Genomic DNA, 22,908 nt, shown 5'->3' on the forward strand with positions numbered 1-22,908 from the left:
AATCAACACGAAGGCCGCTGAGATTCCTCAGCGGCCTTCTTGTTGATTATGCGCAACGGTTAATCCACGTTGTCGTGCAGAAAGCGGTTGTCGCCTAGCAGTTCATTATCATCGGAAAGGTTGAAGCGGCTGATGTTGCGCTCCGACGAAGGTGTTACGTTCTCCAGCTTCACCTGCCGGCGCAGGTAAGCCGGCGTTTCCAGCTGGTCCTTAATGGCTTCGTTGGAGAGGCCGTTGCTTAGCTCCTGCAACCGACGACGGCGCTCTTCGGCGCGCGCATCAAGAGCAGGACGGCCCGGCAGTGGCGGCGCCGGCTGCGGCGCCTGGTATACCACCGGATCAGGAGCGGGCGACGACGGCGCGGCCACGGGGGGCACGGGGGCGTTGTAAGGCGAGGTTTCGAGGTCGAACTTCACGGGCTGCGGCTCCGGAGCTGGAGGCGGCGCGGGAGTGGTCGTGAAAGTCGGCACCACGGCAGTAGCTGGTGTCGTCTCCTGCCGATCTTTATCGAAGATGTTGATCTGCGGATCTGGCTGCGCTGGTTCTGGCTCCGCTTCACGGCTGCTAAAAGGCGTAACCGTGATGGTGTGCGCCTCGCGGGCAAATCCGGTCGCAATTACCGTCACGCGGATGCTCTGACCCAACGAGGAATCGATGCCGTGGCCGAAAATAACCTCGGCATTCTGGCCGGCCTTGTCCTGAATGCACTCGGTGATTTCCGTCAGCTCGTCCATCTCCAGTTCGGCCTGGTCGCCGGACATGATGCTGAGCAGAATGCGTTGCGCACCGTGAATGTCGGTGTTGTTGAGCAGCGGCGAGGCTAAAGCCTCTTCAGCCGCCCGGCGGGCGCGGTTTTCGCCATCCGTGATGCTGCTGCCCATTACGGCGGCCCCGCTGTCTTTCATAACGGTTTTCACGTCTTCAAAGTCCACGTTTACATCGGCCGTCACGGTAATAATTTCGGCAATGGACTTGGCGGCGGTGCTGAGGACATTATCGGCTTTGGCGAAGGCTGAGCGGATGGGCAGGTTGCCGTAAATCTCGCGGAGCTTGTCGTTGAGAATCACCAGCACCGTGTCGCAGTTCTCGCTTAGCTCCTTGATGCCGAGTTCTGCTTGCTGGCGCTTCTTCTTGCCCTCAAACATAAACGGCGCCGTCACGATGCCTACCGTGAGAATGCCAAGTTCCTTGGCTACTTTGGCAATAACAGGAGCCGCGCCGGTACCGGTGCCACCGCCCATACCGGCCGTGATAAACACCATCTTGGTGCCGTTGCTGAGTAGCTCCCGGATTTGCTCGCGGCTTTCAATAGCCGCCTGCTTACCGCGCTCAGGATTGGCACCGGCGCCAAGGCCTTCCGTCAAGTCCATGCCGATTTGCAACCGGTTGGGCACCGTCGAGGAAGCCAAAGCTTGCTTGTCGGTGTTACAAATGACGAATTCTACGTCTTTTATGCCCTGGCCAAACATGTGGTTGACGGCGTTGGAGCCGCCCCCACCCACGCCAATCACCTTGATGATGGACTTGGACTGCGCCGGGATGTCAAATTTATAATTCATGGGAAAGTCAATTATGAATTATGAATTATGAATTTTGAATTTTGAATTGGCAAGCAGGATGAGAGACGGTTAAGCCTCCTCTAGCGTTTCCAATTCAGAATTCAAAATTCATAATTCATAATTGACATTTAGTACTTGGTGTCGTCGAAGTCGTCAATTAGCAAGCCTTTGGTACGGCTGATGATGTCCTGGAAGAACTTACCGGCGCCGGAAGGCTTCTTGGGCTCTTTAGGCTCCGCAGGCTTTTGCGCTACTGGTTTAGCTGCCGGAGCTGGTGCCGGCGCCGGAGTAGGCGCTGGTGCCTGGTAATACGGGGCTGGCTGCGGTTGGTGTTGCTGCTCCTGCTCGTAATTGCGGTTCAAACGCTCATCGAGTGAACGGTAACCGGCCAGTACCAGGCCGACGGTAGTAGCAAACATCGGCGACTTCACCGCCTCAATCTTGCTCTTGCCTAGGTGCTCGTTGGGGTAGCCAATGCGCGTATCGAGGCCCGTTACATACTCGGTGAGCTGCACCAGGTTCTGGAGCTGCGAGCCGCCGCCCGTCAGCACGATGCCGGCGGCCAGCTTATCGGCGTGGCCGGTGCGCTGAATCTCGGCATACACCAACTCGATAATTTCCTCCATCCGGGCCTCGATGATGTAAGCCAGGTTCTTGAGGGAAATTTCCTTGGGAGCCCGGTCGCGCAGGCCGGGGATGCTTACGATTTCGTAATCGGAAGCTTCCTCGGCAATGGCTTTGCCAAATTTCACCTTGAGCTGCTCGGCCTGGTTTTGCATCACTTGGCAGCCGAGTTTGATGTCGGAGGTGACAATATTGCCGCCGAAGGGCAACACGGCCGCGTGGCGGATAATACCGTCTTTGAAAATAGCCAGATCGGTAGTGCCACCCCCAATGTCAATCAGGGCCACGCCGGCTTCTTTCTCTTCGTCCGACAGCACAGACATAGAAGAAGACAGCGGCTCGAGAATCAGGTTGTCGATTTCGAGGCCAGCTTTGGTCACGCACTTATTGATGTTGTTGATGGCCGTGCTCTGCGCCGTGATGATGTGGAAGTTGCCTTCCAGCCGCACGCCCGACATGCCCACGGGGTCCATGATGCCTTCCTCATAGTCCACCTTGTAGTCTTGGGGCATTACGTGGATGATTTGGGAACCGGGCGGGGTCACGAGGCGGTACATATCGCCGGTGAGGCGTTCCACGTCTTCCTGCGTGATTTCGCTGTCGGCGGAGGCGCGGGTGATGCTGCCGTTGTGTTGCAGGCTCTTGATGTGCTGCCCGGCAATACCCACGTTCACTACGCCGATGTTGATACCCGACATTTCTTCGGCCTGCCGGATGGCGCGCCGAATCGCATCCACCGTCTTGTCGATATTGGACACGATACCGCGCACCACGCCTTCCGACACGGCTTTACCCATACCTAGTATTTCGAGTTTGCCAAACTCGTTTTTGCGGCCTACAAGGGCACAAATTTTTGTGGTTCCGATGTCGAGGCCGACTACAATCTTATCGTGTTGCATGGGGAAGGGTCGGGTAAAGCTGGCGGGGAAATAGCAGTTTAGTGCGGTGTGATTTGGTAAAAATAGCCTTTTCAGGCCTCAGGAGCAGAAAAATCTACTCGCAAATGATTTGATCTTTGAACTCTACATTGACGCGGTGGTACGTGTTCCAACCTAGCGCCGGGGGTATTTGACGGTAAAATACCATCAGTTTCGCGAATTTTTCCGAAATATTCTCCGGAAAGCCAAATTCCACTCGTTGGTCGCCCACCTGTTGGGTGAAGGACAACTTGCCGTTGGCAGCAATAAACACCTCGGCAATCTGAGCGCGCCAGAAGGGTTTCTCATCAATATAGCGCAATAATTCCAGGTAGCGTTGACCAGTGGAGTCTTGAAAAAAGGAAGCTGCCAGCGGAGCCCCACCCTGCCGGGCTACCGGCACCACCCGGGCCGTAAACAACGACGAGAGCGGTAGCTTGTGCCCGTCGGCATCCAGGTAGGAGTCGAGGCGGGTGTTGGGGTGAACGAGGCGCGCAATGGGGCGGTTCTGGCGAACATCAGCGTGCAGGTTGCCCGACAAGTCGCGGTACACTTGGGCGTCCTTTACGAAGGAATGAGCTTTTAGGCGAGCTTCCAGCGCGGGCAAATCCAGCTCGGCGGGTGTGCTGCCTTCGAGGCGCTGTTCGCCGCCGCGGGTGAGCAGGCTGGTTACTTCCCGCTCACTGATAAAAAAGTTGTTGAACTCGTTGCTGATGTTGACAATCACCTGACCCACAGGCCGATTGGCTTGCCGTACGCCCGCAAAGACGGCCAACCCACCTAGCAGCATCAGGCAGCTAGTGGCAAACAAGATGTTATGGATCTTACGCTTGAGCTTCATTCCAGCGAATATGTAAAATATTCTTTAAATCAGGTACTAGTTTGTCTATATCTCCTGCTCCAACCGTTGCGAGTACGTCGAAATTAGAATCAGTACCAGCATTTGCCAAAATTTTGTCCGCACTCTGCAACGACTTTTTGGGAGCCGTTATTTGGGACAAAATCAATTCCGAGGTCACTCCTTCCAAGGGCAACTCCCGGGCCGGGTAGATATCCATCAGCACCACTTCGTCGGCGAGGCTCAGGCTTTCAGCAAAGCCCGGCGCGAAGTCGCGGGTGCGGGTGAACAAGTGGGGCTGAAACACGACCCGCAGCTGCCGCCCCGGATATAATGCCCGCAGAGAACGTAGAAAAGCCTCTATTTCGCGTGGATGATGGGCATAATCGTCCACATACACTTTTGGCTGTTCAGATGTACCGGCCGTCACAATAAATTCGAAACGGCGCTTTACGCCGCTATAGGCCGCTACGCCGGCTTGCAGCTTCTCGGAATTCACTCCTTCGAGCTGTGCTACGCAGGCCGCAGCCAGCATGTTTTCCACGTTGTGGTAGCCAGGCACAGCCAGTTCTAAGTTATCGACGGTGCCTTGCGGGCCGTGGAGCGCAAAACGGAACTGGTGGCCTTGCGCCGTTATATTGGTGGCGTACAGCTCGGGCCCCTGTTCGGCGGTAAGACCATACCGAATAACCCGCACCCCCGCGGGTACGGCAGCGGCCACGCTGGCGTCGGCCGTGTGGTTGATGATAAGGGTGCCCCCTGGCTGAATCTGGCCCACAAACTGCCGAAACGATTCCACCAGCGCCTCTTTATTACCATAGATGTCGAGGTGGTCGGCGTCGGTGCTCGTGACGATGGCAATGTCCGGATGCAAGGTTAGAAAGCTCCGGTCGTATTCGTCGGCTTCCACTACGATGGGAACTCCACCCCCCAACTCCACACTAGCTAGATGCGCTACATCCTGCGGGAGAGGGGGAGCTAAACGATTCTCTCCAGAACTCTTCCCCTCTCCCGCAGGCGAGGGGGTTGGGGGGTGGGGCAGCAACAGGTTGGAACCTAGATTCACAGAAATACCGCCCAAGAAGGCGGCGCAGGGTATGCCAGCGTGGTGCAGCAGGTGGGCTACCATGCTGCTGGTGGTGGTTTTGCCATGGGTGCCGGCGACGGCAATGGTGCGGTGCCCCTGCGTGAGGACGCCCAGTACTTGACTACGCTTGCGGATGTCGTAGCCGTTTTCGCGCAGCCAGGCCCACTCCTGATGGTCTTTCGGGATGGCCGGCGTGAGCACGACGAGCGTCTGCTCCCGGTTTGCACGTACGGCTTCCGGAATGCTGGTTACCGCATCGTCATAATGCACAGCAATGCCTTCTGCCGCCAGCGCTTCGGTTAGGGGCGTACTGGTTTTATCGTAGCCCGCTACGGTATGCCCATTGGCTTGAAACCAGCGTGCCAACGCGGACATGCCAATGCCTCCGATACCAAGGAAGTAGACGAACTGTTTCAATTAAAAATTATGAATTGAGAATTAAAAACACGTTTTCATTTCAAGCTTCAACCCATGACGGGCCGAACAATTGGCGAGTTGCTATCATCAACCAGAAACTAGTTTAAGCAACTCATCGACGATGGTGGTAGTAGCTTCGGGGTGGGCCAGTTGCTGCACATGGGCAGTTAGCTGCCGTTGCTGCGTAGGGTTCTGGAGCAGCGCCAACGCCGTGTCAAAGAGCTTAGTGGGAGCCTCTGCGTCGGAAACCAGGAGTGCGGCGTCTTTTCGTACCAGCGCCATGGCGTTTTTGGTTTGGTGGTCTTCGGCCACGTTGGGCGAAGGCACCAGAATGCTTGGCTTACCTGTGAGGCACAGTTCGGAAACCGACAGCGCTCCGGCCCGGCTAACCACCACATCGGCAGCGGCATACGCCAAATCCATGCGCTGCACGAACTCTAGGGCCTTTAGGTTGTCGGCTGCGAAGGGCGCGGCTTGCTGTGTTGCTTCGGGGTAATAGAGCTTGCCGGTTTGCCACAGCAGTTGCACACCAGCCGCTTTCAGGCGCGGCAGCGCAGCAGCGGTGGCCTGGTTGAGCGTACGCGCCCCAAGGCTCCCTCCTATCACGAGCAGAACGGGCTGGTCGGGTGTGAGGCCGAAGAATTGCCGGGCTTCCAGACGGTTGCCGCTGGCTATTTCCGTGCGAACGGGGTTGCCAGTCAGCACCAGCTTCTCCGCCGGAAAAAACTTGTCCATGCCCTCATACGCCACGCAAATTTTGTTGACGCGACGGCTCAGCAGCTTGTTCACCAGGCCCGCGTACGAGTTCTGCTCCTGAATCAGACTAGGAATGCCGCGCGAAGTAGCAGCCAGCAGCACCGGCGCCGAGGCGTAGCCTCCGACTCCCACGACCACATCGGGCCGGAAGTTTTCGATCAGCTTGCCCGCCTTGCGCACCGCCCGCATTACTTTAATCGGGAAAATCAGGTTCTGCGGCGTTAGGCGGCGCTGCAAGCCGGCAATATCGAGGCCTACGATTTCGTAGCCGGCTTCGGGCACGCGGGTCATCTCCATGCGGCCGTTGGCACCTACAAACAGGATTTCAGCTGTAGGCTCACGGCGGCGCAGTTCGTTGGCAATAGCCACCGCTGGGAAAATGTGCCCCCCCGTACCGCCGCCGCTGATGATAATTTTCATTTATTGATTGTTGATTGCTACTGGTTGATTGGTTGTTAGTGAATACCGTATCCTATTTTAATATTTAATTAGCTGAATATCAATCAACTACCAGCAATCAACAATTATCAAGCGTAAGACGATACTTTTGGGATGCGGGCCGTGTCGGCGGGCTCGCCGGCTACGGGGCGAATTTCCCGCTCGCCGCGGCTCACGGCCAGGATGATACCGATGCTGATGCCGGTGAAGATGAGCGAGGTACCGCCCATGCTCAGCAACGGCAGCGGCAAACCGGTAATCGGCCCCAAGCCCACGGCTACGCCCATATTCACCATAGCTTGCAGCACCAAGCTGAACGTGAGCCCGGCCGAAAGCAGGCCGCCAAACGCGCCGTAACTGTTCACTACCGTCAGCAGCCCTCGATAGAGAAAGGCCAGGTACAGAAAGAGCACGAACGCACCGCCAGCCATGCCATATTCCTCGATGATGATAGCAAAAATGAAGTCGGAATACGGGTGCGGCAGAATGTTGCGCTCGGTGCTGTTGCCAGGGCCTTTGCCGGTTACGCCGCCTGTAGCAATGGCGATGTAGCTGTGCTCCAACTGAAACGGCACCGGCTTGCTCTTATCGGTGAAGTTCTCGATACGGCTTAGCACGGTTTTGTAGCGCTGGCCCGAAGAAAGACCTATTCCGCCCACTACCACGCCAATTGCAACCATCACGGCCATCTGCTTGAGCGGTACGCGCCCAATGAACATCAGCAGCAAGCACGTAGCAAACAGCAGCAACGCCGTAGAAGCATTACTCAAAATAATGATGCCGCAAATCAAACCCACCCACAGCATCACGGGCAGCAGCGTAGTTTTGAAATCCTGTACCTGCTGCTGACGGCGGCTGAGCATGGACGCCAGGTGCGCAATCAAAGCCAGCTTGGCCAGGTCGGAGGGCTGGAAGGTTTGGTTGATAACGGGAATGGTGAGCCAGCGGGAGGCCTCGTTGATGTTCGAGCCCATGAAGTAGGTGAACATGAGCAGCGGCACCGACAGCAGCAGCGCGTACAACGACAGCCGCGAATAGTAGCGGTAGTCGATGCGGTGCGCCAGCCACATAAAGGCCAGCCCCACGAAAATCAGGCCGGTGTGCTTGAGCAGGAAGTATTCGGTGTTGCCCGCCCGCTGCTTGTAGGCCAGCGTACCCGTAGCCGAGTACACCACGGCAATACTAATCAGCGAAAACAGAATCACGATGCCCCATAATACCGGGTCACCTTTCAGGTTCTGCCGCAGCCAGTTTTTGATGATGTCCATAGAGTAACTGAGTAAGTGAGTAGCGGAGTAAAGAGCAGTTGAGTGACTGAGCAGTTTCTATTTGGAAGCGTAACTGAGAAAAGAGCAGTTGAATAATTCACTCAGCTACTCACTTACTCTTTTCACCGCCGCCGCGAATTGCCGGCCTCGGTCTTCGTAGTTTTTGAAAAGGTCGAACGAGGCACAGGCGGGTGAAAGGAGCACGACGTCGCCGGGCTGCGCTAGCTCGGCGGCGCGGCGCACGGCGGTTTCTACGCTTTGCGTTTCTTCTAGGTGAGGCACTACCGAGGCGAAAGACGTTTTTAGCTTCTCGTTATCGACGCCAAGGCAGATAAGGGCTTTCACCTTGGTTTCCGCCAACTGAACAAGCGTAGCGTAGTCGTTGCCTTTGTCGGTGCCGCCCGCAATCCACACGATTGGCTCCTTGATGCCGTCGAGGGCGTACCAGGCGGCTTCCACGTTGGTGGCTTTGCTGTCGTTGATGAAGCGGACACCGTTTATTTCGCCTACGGGTTGCAGGCGGTGGTCGGCGTTGTGGAACGTGGCCAGGGCCGCTTCAATCCGTGACTTCTCTATGCCCGCCAGCCGGGCACAGAGTACGGCCGCCATCATGTTCTGGCGGTTGTGCTGCCCAATGAGCGGTGAGCTGGCAGTATTGATCTTCTGAGTTTTGCTGAAATAGCCGGGCTGTAGGTCCACGCAAATGTTTTCCTCGTCCAGATAGTACGCGCCTAGCTGGTAGTCGGAGCGGTGGTGCAGGCTGAAAGGCAATTGCTGCACCGAGCGTAGCGCCGCCTGGAAGTAGCGTTGGATATTTTCGTCGTCAGCGTTGTAGATGAAGTAGCCGCTGCTGTCCTGGTTGCGCATGATGCGCAGCTTGGATTCGGCGTAGCTGGCTAAGGAATAGTTGTACCGGTCGAGGTGGTCGGGGGTGATGTTGAGCAATACCGAAATCCACGGCTGGAAATGATAGGTATCGTCGAGCTGAAAGCTGCTTAGCTCGATTACGTAGTAGTCGAATTTGTCTTCGATAATCTGCTCGGCGAAGCTGTAGCCCACGTTGCCGGCCAGGCCTACGTTGTAGCCAGTTTCTTTCAGCAGGTGATAGGTGAGCAGCGTGGTGGTGGTTTTGCCGTTGGTGCCGGTGATGCAGATGCACTTCGCCTTGGTATAGCGACCCGCAAATTCAATTTCTGAAATAATGGGCGTGCCTTTCTCGCGCAAGGCCTGAATAACGGGCGCTTTTTCCGGGATGCCGGGGCTTTTGATTACTTCCTCTGCTTTCAGGACTTCCTCCATCGTGTGCTGATTTTCCTCGAAGGGAATACCTGCCTGCGTCAGCTTCTCCTTATATATAGGCTGGATGGGGCTTTTATCGGAAACAAACACAGAGTGGCCCTTGGCTTGCGCTAACAGCGCTGCCCCTACTCCACTTTCGGCCGCTCCTAATACAAGGATATGCATGGTTTACTTGCTGAATTGTTTAATTGTTGAATGACTGATTATCAAGTTCATAGTTCCGATTTGATTTTAGGAGTAGGCCGTTTAATCAGCCATTTAGCAAGTCAATAATTAAACACTTCAGTTAGTAAGCCTTTTATCTCAATTTCAAGGTTACTAGGGTCAACACCGCCAGCATGATGCCCACAATCCAGAAGCGCGACACGATTTTAGACTCGTGGTAGCCGAGCTTTTGGTAGTGGTGGTGCAGCGGCGACATACGCAGCAGCCGCTTGCCTTCCCCGTACTTCTTACGGGTGTATTTGAAGTAGCTTACTTGCACCATTACCGATAAGCTTTCCACCAAAAACACCCCGCACAGCACCGGAATCAGCAGTTCCTTGCGCACGATAAGCGCCAGCACCGCAATGATGCCACCGATGGCCAACGAGCCCGTATCGCCCATAAATACCTGCGCCGGAAACGAGTTGTACCACAGAAACCCTACGCAGGCTCCCACGAAAGCAGTACAGAAAATAACCAGCTCGCCGGAGTTCGGAATGAACATGATGTCGAGGTAGTCAGCCAGAAAAGCGTTACCGCTCACGAAGCAGAAAACCGCCAGTGTGGTCCCGATAATTGCCGAAGTACCGGCTGCCAGCCCGTCGAGGCCGTCGGTGAGGTTGGCGCCGTTGCTGACGGCCGTGATGATGAGAATGACAATCGGGATGTAGAAGAAGGCGTAGTACTCGTTGAAAAAGTCGCCGGCCGTGGCGAACAGGTCCCCGTAGTTCAGCTCGTTGTTCTTAAGGAAGGGCACCGTCGTAATCATCAGCTTCACGTCCTGGTACACGGTGCTGGCATCCACGGCCGAGAGCTGGCCGTCGGGCAGCAGGTATTGGCGCACGGTTACTTCGTTGGAGAAGAACAGCACCCACCCCACCGTGAGGCCGAGCCCAACCTGCCCCATAATCTTGAAGCGGCCCGCCAAACCCTCTTTATCTTTCTTCACTACCTTGATATAGTCGTCGACGAAGCCAATCAGCCCGAGCCAAACCGTGCTAAGCAGCATCAGCACGATGTAGATATTGTCGAGCTTGGCGAAGAGCAGCACCGGCACTAGAATAGCCAGCAGAATGATGAGCCCGCCCATCGTGGGAGTGCCTTTCTTCTCAAGCTGCCCCTGCAAACCTAAGTCGCGTACCGTTTCCCCAATCTGCGCCCGCTGCAACACCCGAATCAGTGGTTTCCCAAAGAACTGGGCAATGATGAGCGAGGTAACTACCGCCATGGCTGCCCGGAACGTGATGTATTGAAACACCCCCGTTCCCGGTATGTGATGCACTTTATAGAGGTAGTTGAAGAGGTAATACAGCATGAGCGCGGGGTTAGCAGATTGCGGTTAGAAAGCGGGCAAGCTGCAAAGGTTCCAGTTTTTTCAGGTCAAGCAAGGGTTGTGTTTTTGCAGATTTTGGTTAACGGCTCCTTATTTATCAAGTAGTTCAAACATTTCCTTTAGCACCTTTTTGTCGTCGAATTCCGCGCGGACGCCTTTCACTTCCTGGTAGGTTTCATGGCCTTTGCCGGCTATCAGCACAATGTCGCCGGGGTTGGCCAGGAGTACGGCGGCCCGGATGGCTTCGCGCCGATCGGGGATGGTAACCACTTTGGCCTGGTCCTGCACTTTCACGCCGGCTTGCATTTCGGCCAGAATAGAGTTGGGGTCTTCGAAGCGGGGATTATCGGCGGTAAGCACCACCCGGTCGGAGCCCTGGCAGGCGAGGTTGGCCATGATGGGGCGCTTGGCCCCGTCGCGGTTGCCGCCGCAGCCCACTACCGTGATAACCTGCTGGCTAGGCTGGCGAATGTCGGCAATGGTATCGAGCACGTTTTCCAGCGCGTCGGGAGTGTGCGCATAATCGATGATGCCCGTTACGTGGGTTTTCTCGGACACAATCGGCTCGAAGCGGCCCGGCGCCGATAGCAAGCCCGATAGCACCGTCAGCACCTCCGACGAGTCTTCGCCGAGCAGCACGGCCGCGCCGTACACGGCCAGCAGGTTATAGGCATTGAAAATGCCAATCAAACGAAACTGTACTTCCTGGCCGTCCACTTCCAGATGCAGGCCGTGCACCGCGTTTTCAATCAGCTTGCCCCGGAACGTGGCCGCGCCGCGCAAGGAATAGGTTTCGCGGCGGGCGGCGGTGTTTTGCAGCATCACAGTACCGCGCTTGTCGTCGGCGTTGGTGAGGGCAAAGGCCGACTTCGGCAGGTTATCGAAGAAGTGTTTTTTGGCTTTCAGATAGTTGTCGAAGGTGCCGTGGTAGTCGAGGTGGTCGTGGGTGAGGTTGGTGAAGATACCTCCGGCAAAGCGCAGGGCGGTGGTGCGGTGTTGCACTACGGCGTGCGAGCTGACTTCCATGCAGGCGTGGGTGCAGCCGGCCGCTACCATGCGGGCCAGCAGCTCGTTCAGCCGGATGGCGTCGGGTGTGGTGTGGGTGGCCGGAATAACCTCCTCGTCAATCTGATTCTGCACCGTGCTCAGTAGGCCGGCGTGGTAGCCTAGCTCCCGCAGCAGCTTGTGCAGCAGCGTGGCGCAGGTGGTTTTGCCGTTGGTGCCCGTCACGCCAATCAACTGCAAGCTGCGCGACGGATGGCCGTAGAAAGCCGCCGCCATGTGCGCCATAGCCTCCGCCGAATCAGGCACTTGCACGTAGGCGGTGCCGGACTGCATTTCGCCGGGCAGGTCTTCACAAACGATAACCGACGCGCCTTGCTCCACGGCCTTAGCAATGAAGTGGTGACCATCGGTGGCGGCGCCACGCAACGCGAAAAACACGAAGCCGGGCGCGGCCTGGCGCGAGTCGAGGGTGAGGGCCTGCACGGGCACGTCGGTAGGGCCGTACTGGTCTTGCACGGTTACATCGGCCAGTAGGGCGAAGAGCGGGGGCGTTATTTCTTTATCAGTTGGCAAGGTGATACTGGTGTTTTTAGCCCGCAGAGGGCGCTGAAGTTTCCGCAGAGGACGCAGAAGTGTTCTTTAAACTTTCTTGGGTTTGCTGGCGGTGGCCTGCTGTGTTATCTGCGTTGGTCTTTTAGGTTGTTTGGGTTCCACTGGTTTGGGTTTCGGAGCCGGCTTGAGCTCCGGTTTGCGGGGTTCCGGTTTTTTGGCTTCCGGCTTATTCACTTCCGTGGAGGCCGGCGCGGTGCCGTTGCTGGCGGCCATCCGGGCTTTGGCCTTGGCGGCCAGTACGCGCGTTTTAGCCGCCAAATCGGTGTCTACGGGCGTCAGCAGCTTGTTTTCAGCCAACTGGCTCGGCGCCGGCGCGGCCAACGGAGCAGGCGCCGAGGTAGAGCGTTGGCCAATCGGCTCCAGCGCCAGCGTAATCACCGTGCCCCGTTGGGCCGCCGCACCCGCTTCCAACGACTGTGTTTTCACGCGGCCCGTACCGAGGGCGCGCACCCGCAGGCCCCGGTTTTCCAGCAGGAACAGGGCGTCGCGCAGCGTTAGGCCGCGCACGTCGGGTACCCGGCCGGGGCGTACGGCCAGCGGCTGCAAGGTCAGAGCGCCGGTGCCACTGTCGGCTGCCGTCGGTACTTTAACCCAATCTTCTTCGGGCGCTACTGCTTCGTTCTTCACCCCGATTTTCTCGAATACCAGCCGTAACTCGTCCTGCATACCAGCTTGCACCACCGGCGTTTTGGCGCGGTTGATGGGCGTGCGGGCCAGCACCGGCCGCTGGCTGGCTTCGTCGCGGGCCATGGCTTTGTCGGCCACTTCGCGGAACACCGGCGCGGCCACATCGGCCCCGTAGATGCGGCCTTTCTTTGGCGAATCCACCACCACGATGCACGAGTACTTGGGCTTGTCGGCGGGGAAGTAGCCGCAGAAGCTAGTGGAATACGTGCGGGTGTAAGCGCCGTTCTTGAATTTCCAGGCGGTGCCGGTTTTGCCGGCAATGGTGTAGTCTTCCGAGCGGATACCGCGGGCCGTCCCCTCCGTTACCACGCCTTCCATCATGGCCTTCACTTTGGCCAGGGTTTCATCGGAGCAGATTTTCGGATTGAGCACCACCGGCTCGAACCGCTCCAGTACCTTATCCACCTGCTTGATTTCCTTGACAATCATGGGCTGCACCTTTACGCCGCCGTTGGCTACGGCGTTGTAGAAAGCCAGAGTTTGCAGCGGCGCCAGCTTCAGCTCGTAGCCGATGCTCATGGTGGTCAGGGATGTGCGGCTCCAGGAGCGGTCCAGCGGGTCTTTCACGTAGGGCCGGGCCTCGCCGGCCATCTGGAAGCCGAGCGGCTTGTGCAGTCCGAACCGCTTCAGATAATCGGTGTACTTGCTCGGGTTCTTGCTGAACTGCCGGTCCACGAGCACCGCCACCCCAATATTGCTGGACTTCTCGAACACCTGCTTCACCGTAATCTTGCCGTAGCCGTGCGAGTCGGTTTTCACGGCCCCGCCGATGTACATGCGGCCGTTGCCGGTGTCCACCACTTCATCCAAGCTCATTTCGGGGTTGTCTTCCAGTACGGCCATCAATGAGGCCAGCTTGAACGTAGAGCCCGGCTCGGTCCGGCCCTGGTCGGCAATGGCGTAGTTGTAGTCTTCGCGGTAGACGCCTTCGTCTACTTTGCCCAAGTTGGCTACCGCCTTGATGGCGCCGGTCTGTACTTCCATCAGAATCACGCAGCCGTATTGGGCATTGTTGTCCACCAGCGACTTGTAGAGGGCATTTTCGGCCACGTCCTGCAGGTTGATATCCAGCGTGGTTTGCACGTCGTAGCCGTCAATCGGCTTGATTTCGGTGCCGTCGTAGATGGGCTTGTTGCCGCCGGGCAGGCGCTCAAACAGGGCTTCGCCGTCTTTGCCGGCCAGGTGGCGGTTGAAGGTGAATTCCAGGCCCGCGCCGTTTTTGTCTTCGTTGATAAAGCCGATGGTGCGCTGCGCCAACCCGCCAAAGGGCCGGAAACGCTTGTCCACTTTCTCGAAAATAACGCCGCCCTTGTTTTTGCCGGCCCGAAAAATGGGCCACGTGGCCATTTCCTTTTTCTCTTGAAAATTGATTTGCCGCGAATTCAGCCGCAGATACCGCACGTGCGACTTCGGGTTGTGCGCGTTTTTAAGCTTACGAGCGTACTCCTGCTGGCTCCTGTCGCCAAAAAACCGTGACAATTGCAAGGCCAGCGAATCAACCCCCTGCTTAAACAACTGGTTGTCCACCACACTCGGGTCCCACGCCACCCGGAAAAAGGGCAACGACGTAGCCATAATGCTTTTGCCATCATCGGCCACAATAGATCCGCGGGTGGCAAATACAGGCTGGTACACCACGCGCCGCTCCTGCTCCAAGGCCCGCCATTTCTCTCCTTCCTTGAACTGGATGTTGGCAACCTTCCAAACAATGGCGGCCGAGAACAGGCAGACGCCCAAAAACGCCAGCCGCACCCGGGTTACGATGGATTTTTTAACGCTTCCTTTCATGGCGACGAGGGCTGTTGGCAGGGTGAGAAGCAGCCGGCTGCTCTAGCGCCGGCTCGCCAGTAGCATCCGTCCCGATAGGCACGGGCGGCGCCCCTACTTCCAGATTGGTGGAATCAATCGGGGCGACGGGCACGGCGTGACGCAGCGAATCGCGCAGGGCGCGGGCCGCCAGCGAATCGGCAGTCAGAATGGGCACCAAATCCAGAGAAGCCTCATCGAGACGGCCGGAAGGCACTTCGATGCGAAACGGTGGCGACGAGCTTTCCACCAAGCCATAAGCGGCCACTTTGCGGGCGACTTCGCTTTGCTTGCTGGCCTCCATGTAGTCGGATTTCAGGGTGGTGTAGTCGGCGCGCAGGTCTTCGGTTTCCAGCTTCAGCTTCTGAATAGCGCGGTTCATCCGGGTGGCATAGTGTGTGTTACCGATGTACACCAAAATCAGAAACATCACGAACAGCACGTGCGGCAGGTAGCGCACCGGCAGGCCCTCCCGAAACAGCCCGTCCATACGCGTGACGCGCTCCAACAGCGTGAATACGCTCCAGGAGCTGCGCGGCCCGGCAGCCGGACGCGGCGGTTGAGGCGCTTTCTGTTCGGGTTGAGGCTTAGGCTTGGGCTCGGGCGTTGGGGCCGGCGTTACTACCGGCTCGGGCGCAGTCACAAACTCCGGCACCACGGCGCGGGGCGCATTGGTGCGGGGCTGCTTAGCGACGGGTTTTATAGTGTTGGTTGCCACGTAGTTGTTCTGAAGTTTTTAGCCCGCGAAGGGCGCGGAGGAGGGCGCAGAAGTCGCAGTGTTCTTCTTTATTCTTTTCGGACTGCCACCCGCAGCTTCGCACTGCGGGCGCGGCTGTTGGCGGCTACTTCCTCGGGGGAAGCTTCCACGGGTTTGCGGGTTACTACGTCGAAAGGTTGGTTGGTATTGCCGAAGAGGTCTTTTTCTGCTTCGCCAAAGAATTTGCCCTTGGCCATGAAGTTCTTCACCAGACGGTCTTCCAAGGAATGGTAGCTCATCACTACCAGCCGGCCGCCGGGCCGAAGCACCTGCGCCGTGGCTGACAACATTTCTTGTAGCGCTTTCATTTCATCGTTGGCCTCGATGCGTAAGGCCTGGAAAACCTGCGCCAAGTACTTGTTTTCTTTGCCGCGCGGGGTGCAGCTAGCAATGGCTTTTTTCAGTTCGGCAATGGTGTTAATGGTTTGCCCACGCCGGGCCGACGCTACTGTTTGGGCCAGCGTACGGGCATTGGTTACTTCCCCATACATTCCAAAAATGCGGTGCAAGTCAGTTTCCGGATACTCGTTGATGATGTCGGCGGCGGTGGCACCGTCTTCGGCGTTCATGCGCATGTCCAGCGGGCCATCGAAACGGGTGCTGAAGCCGCGCTCCGGCGTATCAAACTGGTGCGACGACACGCCCAAATCAGCCAACAGGCCATCAACGGGCAACGCGTCCAGCGCCTTGAGCTCGGTGTATAGGTCCCGGAAATTGGCCCGAATGAAGGTAAACTGCGGGCGGGCCAGCTTGGCAGCTTCGTGCTCGGCATCAGCGTCCTGGTCGAAGCTGTAGAGGTGGCCGGTGCTAAGATGTTCCAGGATACGGGCCGAGTGGCCGCCCCCGCCGAACGTTACGTCTACATAACGGCCGCCGGGTTGCAGGTTGAGGGCCTCCAGGCACTCGCGCAGCATCACGGGGCGGTGGTAAGTGGCGTCGTTGAGGTAGTCGGGCGTGCTGCTCATGCGGCCAGGGGGCCGCCGGGCCCGGTTTCGGTGGTCAGAAATTTTTGAGCCAGCTTCGAGAAGCTTTGTTGGTCTTTAATCAGGTACTCATCGTAGCGGGTCGGGTCCCAAATTTCGCACCGATTGCCTAGCCCTACTATGATGGCTTCTTTTTCGATGCCGGAGTAGCGCACCATGGTCCGGGGCAGCATAAACCGCCCGATGGTGTCCAGTTCTACCTCCGTCATGCCCCGGAAGAAGTTGCGCTGAAACTGGCGGTATTCTTCGTTGAACTCATCAAGCGCCATCACCTTGTCGTGAATGATACGCCACGACTCACGCGGGTAGAGCACCAGGCAAGGCTCGAACCCACGCACCAATACGAGCTGGTTGCCCGAGGCTTCCGGCAAGTTGCCTTTCACCTTGGCCGGCAGCACCAGCCGCCCCTTCGGGTCCAGCTTGCATTCGTATTCGCCGGAGAGCAGGTTCATGGGTTGAGACAGGGCAGTAGGGAGGGATGTTAGCAAAAGTACACAATGCCCTATAAAAGGCAACCACGATTTACCATTTTCTACCACTATCTATAATAGCCCCTCCTACGCTCTAAACGCAATTTTCCTTGCTTCTTAGCTACTTCCGACCAAGCCTACAATGAACCATTCACGTAGCATTGACAGAATGTCAGTGCTTGAAACAGGCCGTTGGCCTTGCTATTAGCTACCCACCACTGGCCACCGTTCTAAAGCTTCCTGCGCCGCCGACCGTGGCCAGTGGTGGACCGGGCCGCAGATTATGGCCAGAATGCTCGGTCAACGAAGCTGGCAGTTACATTCGGCTGCCTTTCACTGAAGACTGCGGCCGGCTGGTTAGGCGTCGGAAACTAAAATCTTGCCCCTGTAGCTGCTATTAGCTGCACCATTTCGCTGCTGTTTCGGTTGTACCTTTGCAGTGATGAAGCGTCCTTTTTTCCATCGGTTATTCAGCGCGTTGCTGGCGTTGCTCGTTCTCACTGCCTCGGTGGGAATGACGGTGCAGCAGCATGTCTGCCACCTAAGCGGAAACCGGACCACCTCCGTCGTTTTTACCACGCCACAACACCGCTGCCCGGCACCCAAGTCAGAAACCAAGCACTATGGCCCTGCCGGGCAAGCACAGCTGAAAGCCGGGTGTTGCGACTTTAGCGCCCATCTGCACAAGTTGGATGCCCTCACCCCGGAAATGGTATGGGCGAAACTGCTGCCTTCGCCCTTCGTGGCTACCGGATGGCCCGCACTCACCTGGCCTAGCTTGCCCCCTACCCTGCTCGTTGCGCAGGCCGACGCCTGGCACGCCGCCGACAGTTCGCCGCCTTTACGAGCCGGGCGGGTACTGCTTTCTTTTATTGGCGTGCTAGTGATTTAGCATCCGTTCCGCGCCAGCTTGAATGGTTGGTCTCGAAACAACCGCGCAATATAGCGCTGGTCTGTTTTTCTTGGGAATGAATGCTAACTTACTGATACTATGCACCCTTCTTTAGGGCCCCGCTTTGTGGCTGCGCTTAGCCTTGTGCTAAGCGGCTCGGCTGCCGCGCTGGCTCAATCCTCCACTGATGTGTTGACGCCCGTTCGGGGCCAGGTGACGGACGCTGCGGCGGCTAAGCCGTTGCCAGGTGCCGTAGTGCGCTGGCTCGGTACCGCCGATGCTGCTACCACCGACAACGCCGGCAGCTTTGCCTTGCCACGGCCTGCTCGCGCCGCCAGCCGCCTCGTTATCAATGCCCTCGGCTACCGCGCCGATACTATTGCCGTAGCTGCCACCGCCAGCCCGTATGTGCGGGTAGCTCTGCGGCCAAGCGCCGAGTTGGGCGAGGTAAAAGTAGAAGGCCGCGCTCCTTCCTACTCCTCTCTCACGCCCACCAATACGCAGGTCATCACCAGCCGCGACCTAACCAAATCGGCGTGCTGCAACCTAGCCGAAAGCTTCGAAACCAACGCGGCCGTAGAGGTTTCGACCACTGATGCCGTATCGGGTGCCAAGCAAATTCAGCTGCTCGGGCTGGATGGCGCTTACTCGCTGCTGACCATCGATAACCTGCCGGCCCTACGCGGCCTCTCGACACCCTACCGGCTCAACTACCTCTCCGGTACCTGGATCGAGAGCATCGACATCATCAAGGGCATGGGCTCGGTGGTGAACGGCTACGAAAGCATTTCCGGCCAGGTAAACGTGCGCCTCAAGGAACCGGAAAAAGCCGAGCGTTTGCTCTTCAACGCCTACGGCAACGACCTCGGCAAATTCGACCTCAACCTAAACCTGGCCACGCCCCTCAGCAAGAAAATATCCACGGCCCTGCTGCTGCACTCCGACCATCTCGGCCGCCGCGTCGACCGGAACAAGGACGGGTTTATGGACCTGCCGCTGGCTACTCAATACAACGTGTTCAACAAGTGGAAATACTTGTCGGGCAAGGGCATCGTAACCGAAATCGGACTAGGCGCCCTGCGCGAAACGCGGCAAGGCGGGCAGCTCGGCTTTCGGGTTGGGGAAGTTGATGCGTATCAGCAGAACTATGGCTTCACCAGCCTCACCAACCGGTACACGGGCTTCGCCAAAACGTCATACACTTGGCCGGGCCGCCCTTACCAGAGCCTCGGGCTGCTGCTGAGCGGCACCCACCACGACTTCAACTCCACCTACTCCTACAAGCAAGCGCCGTTTGGACCGCGGGAGTACGACGGCACGCAGCGCACGGGCCTTGCGACGCTGCTGTTTCAGAGTGTATTGGGCACCACGGCCCACACCTACCGGGTGGGGTTGAGTTATCTGCACGACGACTACCAAGAGCTGTTTCGCAATGGTATCAGCTACCTGAACGAGACGCCCGAGGCGCGCTACGCCCGGGAGCACCGCCACCGCCTGGAAAACGTGCCCGGCGCTTTTGCGGAGTACACCTATCAGAACTCGCGCAACCTGACGCTGGTCGGGGGCCTGCGCGCCGACCGACACAACCTCTACGGCTGGCAGCTTACGCCCCGCTTCAACCTGAAGTACGACGCTACCAAAAACTCGGTGCTGCGGCTGGCGGCGGGCACCGGCTTTCGGGTGCCCAACCCTATTGCCGACAATATCGGCTCGTTGCTTAGCGCCCGCGAATTTGTGATTGATTCTAACCTGCGCCCCGAAAAAGCCTGGAACGTGGGTGGCAGCGTCACCCAGTATTTCACGGTGTTGAGCCGGCCCGCCACCTTCGTAGTGGACTATTACCACACCGAATTTCAAAATCAGGCAGTAGCCGACATGTACACCGCTCCTAGCTTGCTGCTGGTGGGTAACCTGGCCCCCGGTGGCCGCTCCTTCTCGCGCAGCCTTCAGGTTGAAATACAGGTGGAGCCCATCAAAGGCCTGACCACCAAAGCCGCCTATAAATACCTGGACGTGAAGACCACCTACGACGGCCAGCTGCTGCGCCGGCCAATGACCGTACCGCACCGCTTGTTCCTGAACGTGGGATACGCCACGGCTTTCGACAAGTGGCGGGTTGACTTTACGGTGCAGGGTTTCGGACAACGGCCCCTGGCACCAAACCCCGGCGCGGAAGGCCACCAGCACGGCTCCGACGAATCAACTTTACCCTATTCGCCACGCTTCGCACTGCTCAACACGCAGCTTACGCGGGCCTTCAAGCGCTTTGAAGTATACGCCGGGGTGGAGAACCTAACCAACTACCGCCAAGCCAACCCCATTCAAGGCACCGCCATGCCTTTCGACCAGAACTTCGATGCGGCTATGGTCTACGGCCCCACCTACGGCCGCCTAACCTACGCCGGGCTGCGCTTTCGCATAGAGTAGTCGGAAAATCCGTCACTGCGGATAGTAGCACGGAAGCTACAGGACATTTGTTCCGCAGCGAGTATCGGGAGCTGCGCCGGGTGGCTCATACGCGTAGGAACTCGCTACGCTCGTCGCGGAACGGAAACCACAGGATTTCCGCGCTACGCTTGACACAGCCTACTAAACAACTCAGTTTTTGTTAATTTTCATCTGCTTTTCCGCGCTTCGGCGCTAAATTTCATACCCCATGAAACTCGTTAAAACCTTCCTGCTGGCCCTGCTCACGCTATTAACTGCCCAAGTGGCACAAGCGCAAACCACCCCAAAAGCCAAGGCTAAAGCTGCTGGCACCGAGCAAGTACAGCTAAAAACCTCCGCGGTGTGCGACATGTGCAAAACCCGCCTCGAAAAGGCCATGGCCTACGAAAAAGGTGTGCAAGCCGCCGTCCTCGACGTCCCTACGCAAGTTCTCACCGTCACCTACCGCCCCGACAAAACCAATCCTGAGGCCCTGCGCACTGCCGTGCAGCAAACCGGCTACGATGCCGACGCTCAACCCGCCGACGCCCGCGCCTACAGCCGTCTTCCCGAGTGCTGCAAGAAAACCAACGCCGTACATACTGGCGGTAACTAGCTGCTTATTTTTACAACGATTGTTGTAATCTTGAAATGTAAAAAGGGCTTCCTGCTGGCAGGAAGCCCTTTTTATGTCTTCTTGGTGACTATTCGTGAAAAGCGGCGGCTTCGCACTATGGTCTCCGACAGTTATGCGCGCATCTACTTAGTTTGCCAGAGCCGCCACCAAGGCAGGTAGGGCTGGTCGTGGTGTTCGTAGTGATACCCGAAAAAGTAGCAGCTCACAAAGGCCCACAGGTGGTGCCGAAACTGGCTGCGCGACTTATGCGGATTGTCGGGGGCATGCTCGCCCCGGTGTGGCAGGTAAGTGCCGAAAAAGAACAGTTGCAGTGTAGCCAGCACGGCGGGTATCATCCAGAAGGCAATAACATTCACCTGCGGGAAGAACAGCTTTAGCACGTTATAGGTCGCGGCCATCAGCAGCACTTGCCAAACGGTGACGTAATTCCAGGCAAAGCGCCCGAACCAAGGCAGGAAACCGGGGTGGTGGCCGTCGTGGAAGTCGGGGTCGTCGTCGGTGCCAACGTGGCGGTGATGCTGGTGGTGCTTGGGCAGCATCCGTGGGAACCAGTTGTAGGCAAACAGGCCCGCGGCTATGGTACCTAAGAAGTTGTTTAATTTTTTGTTGGGACTCACCACGCCGTGCATAGCATCGTGGGCGGTAATGAAGAGGCCCGTATAGAGGTGCGTTTGCAACAATGCCAGCAGATACGGCCAGGGCGTGGTCCAATCGGGGTGGTACGCAGCCAACAGAAACGCCAGCAGCCCCGCCCATGCTCCCATTATCAGCAACGCCACTGCCACTCCCTTGTAGCCAAGCGGCGCAGGCTTCACGCGCTGCGCAGAGTAACTAAGTGAGTGAGTGAGTGAGTGAAGTGTTTCAGGCATAAACGAAAAGCAGGACAAAGACTTGAGGAGATAAACGAATACGCATACGCATACGCACCAAGCGCGCCGTAGGCTACTTCACTCCCTCACTCACTCGCTCATTCTCTCTACAGTGCCAGCAGCGCGTCGCGGACTTGTTCCATCAGCCACATGGGGGTGCTGGTAGCGCCGCAGATGCCTACCGATTGGCCCGGCTGGAACCAGGTGGAACAGATTTCCTCGACCTTGGAAATGAAGTGGGTAGCGGGGTTGGTATCCTTGCAAACCTGGTAGAGCACCTTGCCGTTCGAGCTTTTTGTGCCCGATACAAACACGATTTGGTCGTATTGCTCGGCGAAGCGACGCAGGTCTTTGTCGCGGTTGCTTACCTGGCGGCAGATGGTGTCGTTGGCGTTGATCTGGTAGCCGCGCTGCTCTAGCTCGCCTTTGATGCGGTAGAAGGAATCGGTGCTTTTGGTGGTCTGGCTGTAGAGCGTGATGTTGGACGGCAGCTCGTGGTGCAGCAGCTCATCGAGGCTCTCGAATACGACGGCGTTGCCGCTGGTCTGGCCTAAGAGGCCGCGTACTTCAGCGTGGCCGTGCTTGCCGTAGATGAAAATCTTCTCCTGCTTGTCGTAGCTGGTTTTGATGCGGTTTTGCAGCTTGAGCACCACCGGGCAGGAAGCGTCGATGAGCGTCAGGTTGTTTTCCAGCGCCATCTGGTAGGTGCTTGGCGGCTCCCCGTGCGCCCGAATCAGGACGGCCTCGTTCCGGAGCTGCTCGAACTGTTCGTAGCCAATAATGCGCAGGCCGCGCTTTTCAAGGCGCTGCACCTCTTCATCATTGTGCACGATATCGCCTAGGCAATACAGATAGCCTTGCTCATCAAGAATGTCTTCGGCCATCTGAATGGCATAGATAACGCCGAAGCAGAAGCCGGAATTGGGGTCTATACGGACGCTCAGGTGTTGCGGCATAACGCAGGAATAACCGCGGATAGGGTCGGAAGGTTGCGAATTTGCCGTTCAGCTGGCGACAAATAAT

18 protein-coding genes are annotated in these 22,908 nt (G+C 57.6%); 3 read left to right on the plus strand and 15 right to left on the minus strand.

The genetic code is table 11. The features are described 5' to 3' along the window. Positions 1 to 59: 59 nt before the first annotated feature. The 13 genes from ftsZ to mraZ all read right to left on the minus strand — a co-directional run bounded on the left by ftsZ (position 60) and on the right by mraZ (position 17,042). A complete protein-coding gene (gene ftsZ, locus VF639_RS05155) occupies positions 60 to 1,559 on the minus strand; it encodes a cell division protein FtsZ (RefSeq protein WP_331144816.1) in 1,500 nt (499 codons plus the stop codon). A 128-nt stretch (positions 1,560 to 1,687) separates the two neighbouring features. Then, complete coding sequence (gene ftsA, locus VF639_RS05160) at positions 1,688 to 3,082, minus strand: cell division protein FtsA (protein WP_331144817.1); 1,395 nt, start codon at positions 3,080 to 3,082, stop codon at positions 1,688 to 1,690. Positions 3,083 to 3,176: 94 nt separating this feature from the next. Further along, entirely contained in the window at positions 3,177 to 3,941 is a 765-nt protein-coding gene (locus VF639_RS05165) for a cell division protein FtsQ/DivIB (protein WP_331144818.1), read from the minus strand. Further along, on the minus strand, positions 3,925 to 5,442 hold the full coding sequence (locus VF639_RS05170; RefSeq protein ID WP_331144819.1) for a UDP-N-acetylmuramate--L-alanine ligase: 1,518 nt from the start codon (positions 5,440 to 5,442) through the stop codon (positions 3,925 to 3,927). The genes VF639_RS05165 and VF639_RS05170 overlap by 17 nt, the downstream gene beginning before the upstream one ends. A gap of 87 nt (positions 5,443 to 5,529) precedes the next feature. Then, positions 5,530 to 6,618 (minus strand): undecaprenyldiphospho-muramoylpentapeptide beta-N-acetylglucosaminyltransferase, encoded by a 1,089-nt coding sequence (gene murG / locus VF639_RS05175; protein WP_331144820.1) that lies wholly within the window; start codon positions 6,616 to 6,618, stop codon positions 5,530 to 5,532. Positions 6,619 to 6,725: 107 nt separating this feature from the next. After that, positions 6,726 to 7,904: an FtsW/RodA/SpoVE family cell cycle protein gene (locus tag VF639_RS05180; protein ID WP_331144821.1), complete on the minus strand. Its 1,179-nt coding sequence runs from the start codon at positions 7,902 to 7,904 to the stop codon at positions 6,726 to 6,728. A gap of 105 nt (positions 7,905 to 8,009) precedes the next feature. After that, entirely contained in the window at positions 8,010 to 9,368 is a 1,359-nt protein-coding gene (murD, locus tag VF639_RS05185; RefSeq protein WP_331144822.1) for a UDP-N-acetylmuramoyl-L-alanine--D-glutamate ligase, read from the minus strand. Positions 9,369 to 9,501: 133 nt separating this feature from the next. Next, on the minus strand, positions 9,502 to 10,722 hold the full coding sequence (gene mraY, locus VF639_RS05190; RefSeq protein WP_331144823.1) for a phospho-N-acetylmuramoyl-pentapeptide-transferase: 1,221 nt from the start codon (positions 10,720 to 10,722) through the stop codon (positions 9,502 to 9,504). Positions 10,723 to 10,830: 108 nt separating this feature from the next. Continuing rightward, on the minus strand, positions 10,831 to 12,318 hold the full coding sequence (locus VF639_RS05195) for a UDP-N-acetylmuramoyl-L-alanyl-D-glutamate--2,6-diaminopimelate ligase (protein WP_414654663.1): 1,488 nt from the start codon (positions 12,316 to 12,318) through the stop codon (positions 10,831 to 10,833). Between the two features lie 66 nt (positions 12,319 to 12,384). Next, positions 12,385 to 14,832 (minus strand): penicillin-binding protein, encoded by a 2,448-nt coding sequence (locus VF639_RS05200; protein ID WP_331144824.1) that lies wholly within the window; start codon positions 14,830 to 14,832, stop codon positions 12,385 to 12,387. Beyond that, positions 14,816 to 15,568, minus strand: a complete 753-nt coding sequence (locus tag VF639_RS05205; protein ID WP_331144825.1) for an FtsL-like putative cell division protein — start codon at positions 15,566 to 15,568, stop codon at positions 14,816 to 14,818. Before VF639_RS05205 ends, VF639_RS05200 begins: the two co-directional genes overlap by 17 nt. A 68-nt stretch (positions 15,569 to 15,636) precedes the next feature. Next, the gene (gene rsmH / locus VF639_RS05210) at positions 15,637 to 16,572 is read right to left on the minus strand and encodes a 16S rRNA (cytosine(1402)-N(4))-methyltransferase RsmH (protein ID WP_331144826.1); all 936 of its coding nucleotides are present in this window, start codon (positions 16,570 to 16,572) and stop codon (positions 15,637 to 15,639) included. After that, entirely contained in the window at positions 16,569 to 17,042 is a 474-nt protein-coding gene (gene mraZ / locus VF639_RS05215; protein WP_331144827.1) for a division/cell wall cluster transcriptional repressor MraZ, read from the minus strand. Before mraZ ends, rsmH begins: the two co-directional genes overlap by 4 nt. Before the next feature lie 460 nt (positions 17,043 to 17,502). Here mraZ and VF639_RS05220 point away from each other — a divergent pair, with 460 nt between their 5' ends. The 3 genes from VF639_RS05220 (at position 17,503) to VF639_RS05230 (ending at position 20,995) form a co-directional block, all read left to right on the plus strand. Continuing rightward, on the plus strand, positions 17,503 to 17,952 hold the full coding sequence (locus VF639_RS05220; RefSeq protein ID WP_331144828.1) for an HYC_CC_PP family protein: 450 nt from the start codon (positions 17,503 to 17,505) through the stop codon (positions 17,950 to 17,952). A gap of 99 nt (positions 17,953 to 18,051) precedes the next feature. Next, positions 18,052 to 20,379 carry a TonB-dependent receptor gene (locus VF639_RS05225; RefSeq protein WP_331144829.1) on the plus strand — a complete coding sequence of 776 codons (2,328 nt, stop codon included), beginning with the start codon at positions 18,052 to 18,054 and terminating at the stop codon, positions 20,377 to 20,379. Positions 20,380 to 20,608: 229 nt separating this feature from the next. After that, positions 20,609 to 20,995, plus strand: coding sequence for a heavy-metal-associated domain-containing protein (locus VF639_RS05230; protein ID WP_331144830.1), 387 nt, complete (start codon positions 20,609 to 20,611; stop codon positions 20,993 to 20,995). A 143-nt stretch (positions 20,996 to 21,138) separates the two neighbouring features. On the opposite strand, the gene VF639_RS05235 is transcribed toward VF639_RS05230, so the two are convergent. Next, a complete protein-coding gene (locus VF639_RS05235) occupies positions 21,139 to 21,780 on the minus strand; it encodes a fatty acid desaturase (RefSeq protein WP_331144884.1) in 642 nt (213 codons plus the stop codon). A 212-nt stretch (positions 21,781 to 21,992) separates the two neighbouring features. Further along, positions 21,993 to 22,841, minus strand: a complete 849-nt coding sequence (locus VF639_RS05240; RefSeq protein WP_331144831.1) for a 4-hydroxy-3-methylbut-2-enyl diphosphate reductase — start codon at positions 22,839 to 22,841, stop codon at positions 21,993 to 21,995. Between the last annotated feature and the right edge of the window lie 67 nt (positions 22,842 to 22,908).

This window comes from Hymenobacter sp., from assembly GCF_036387835.1.
Classification (GTDB): Bacteria; Bacteroidota; Bacteroidia; order Cytophagales; family Hymenobacteraceae; genus Hymenobacter.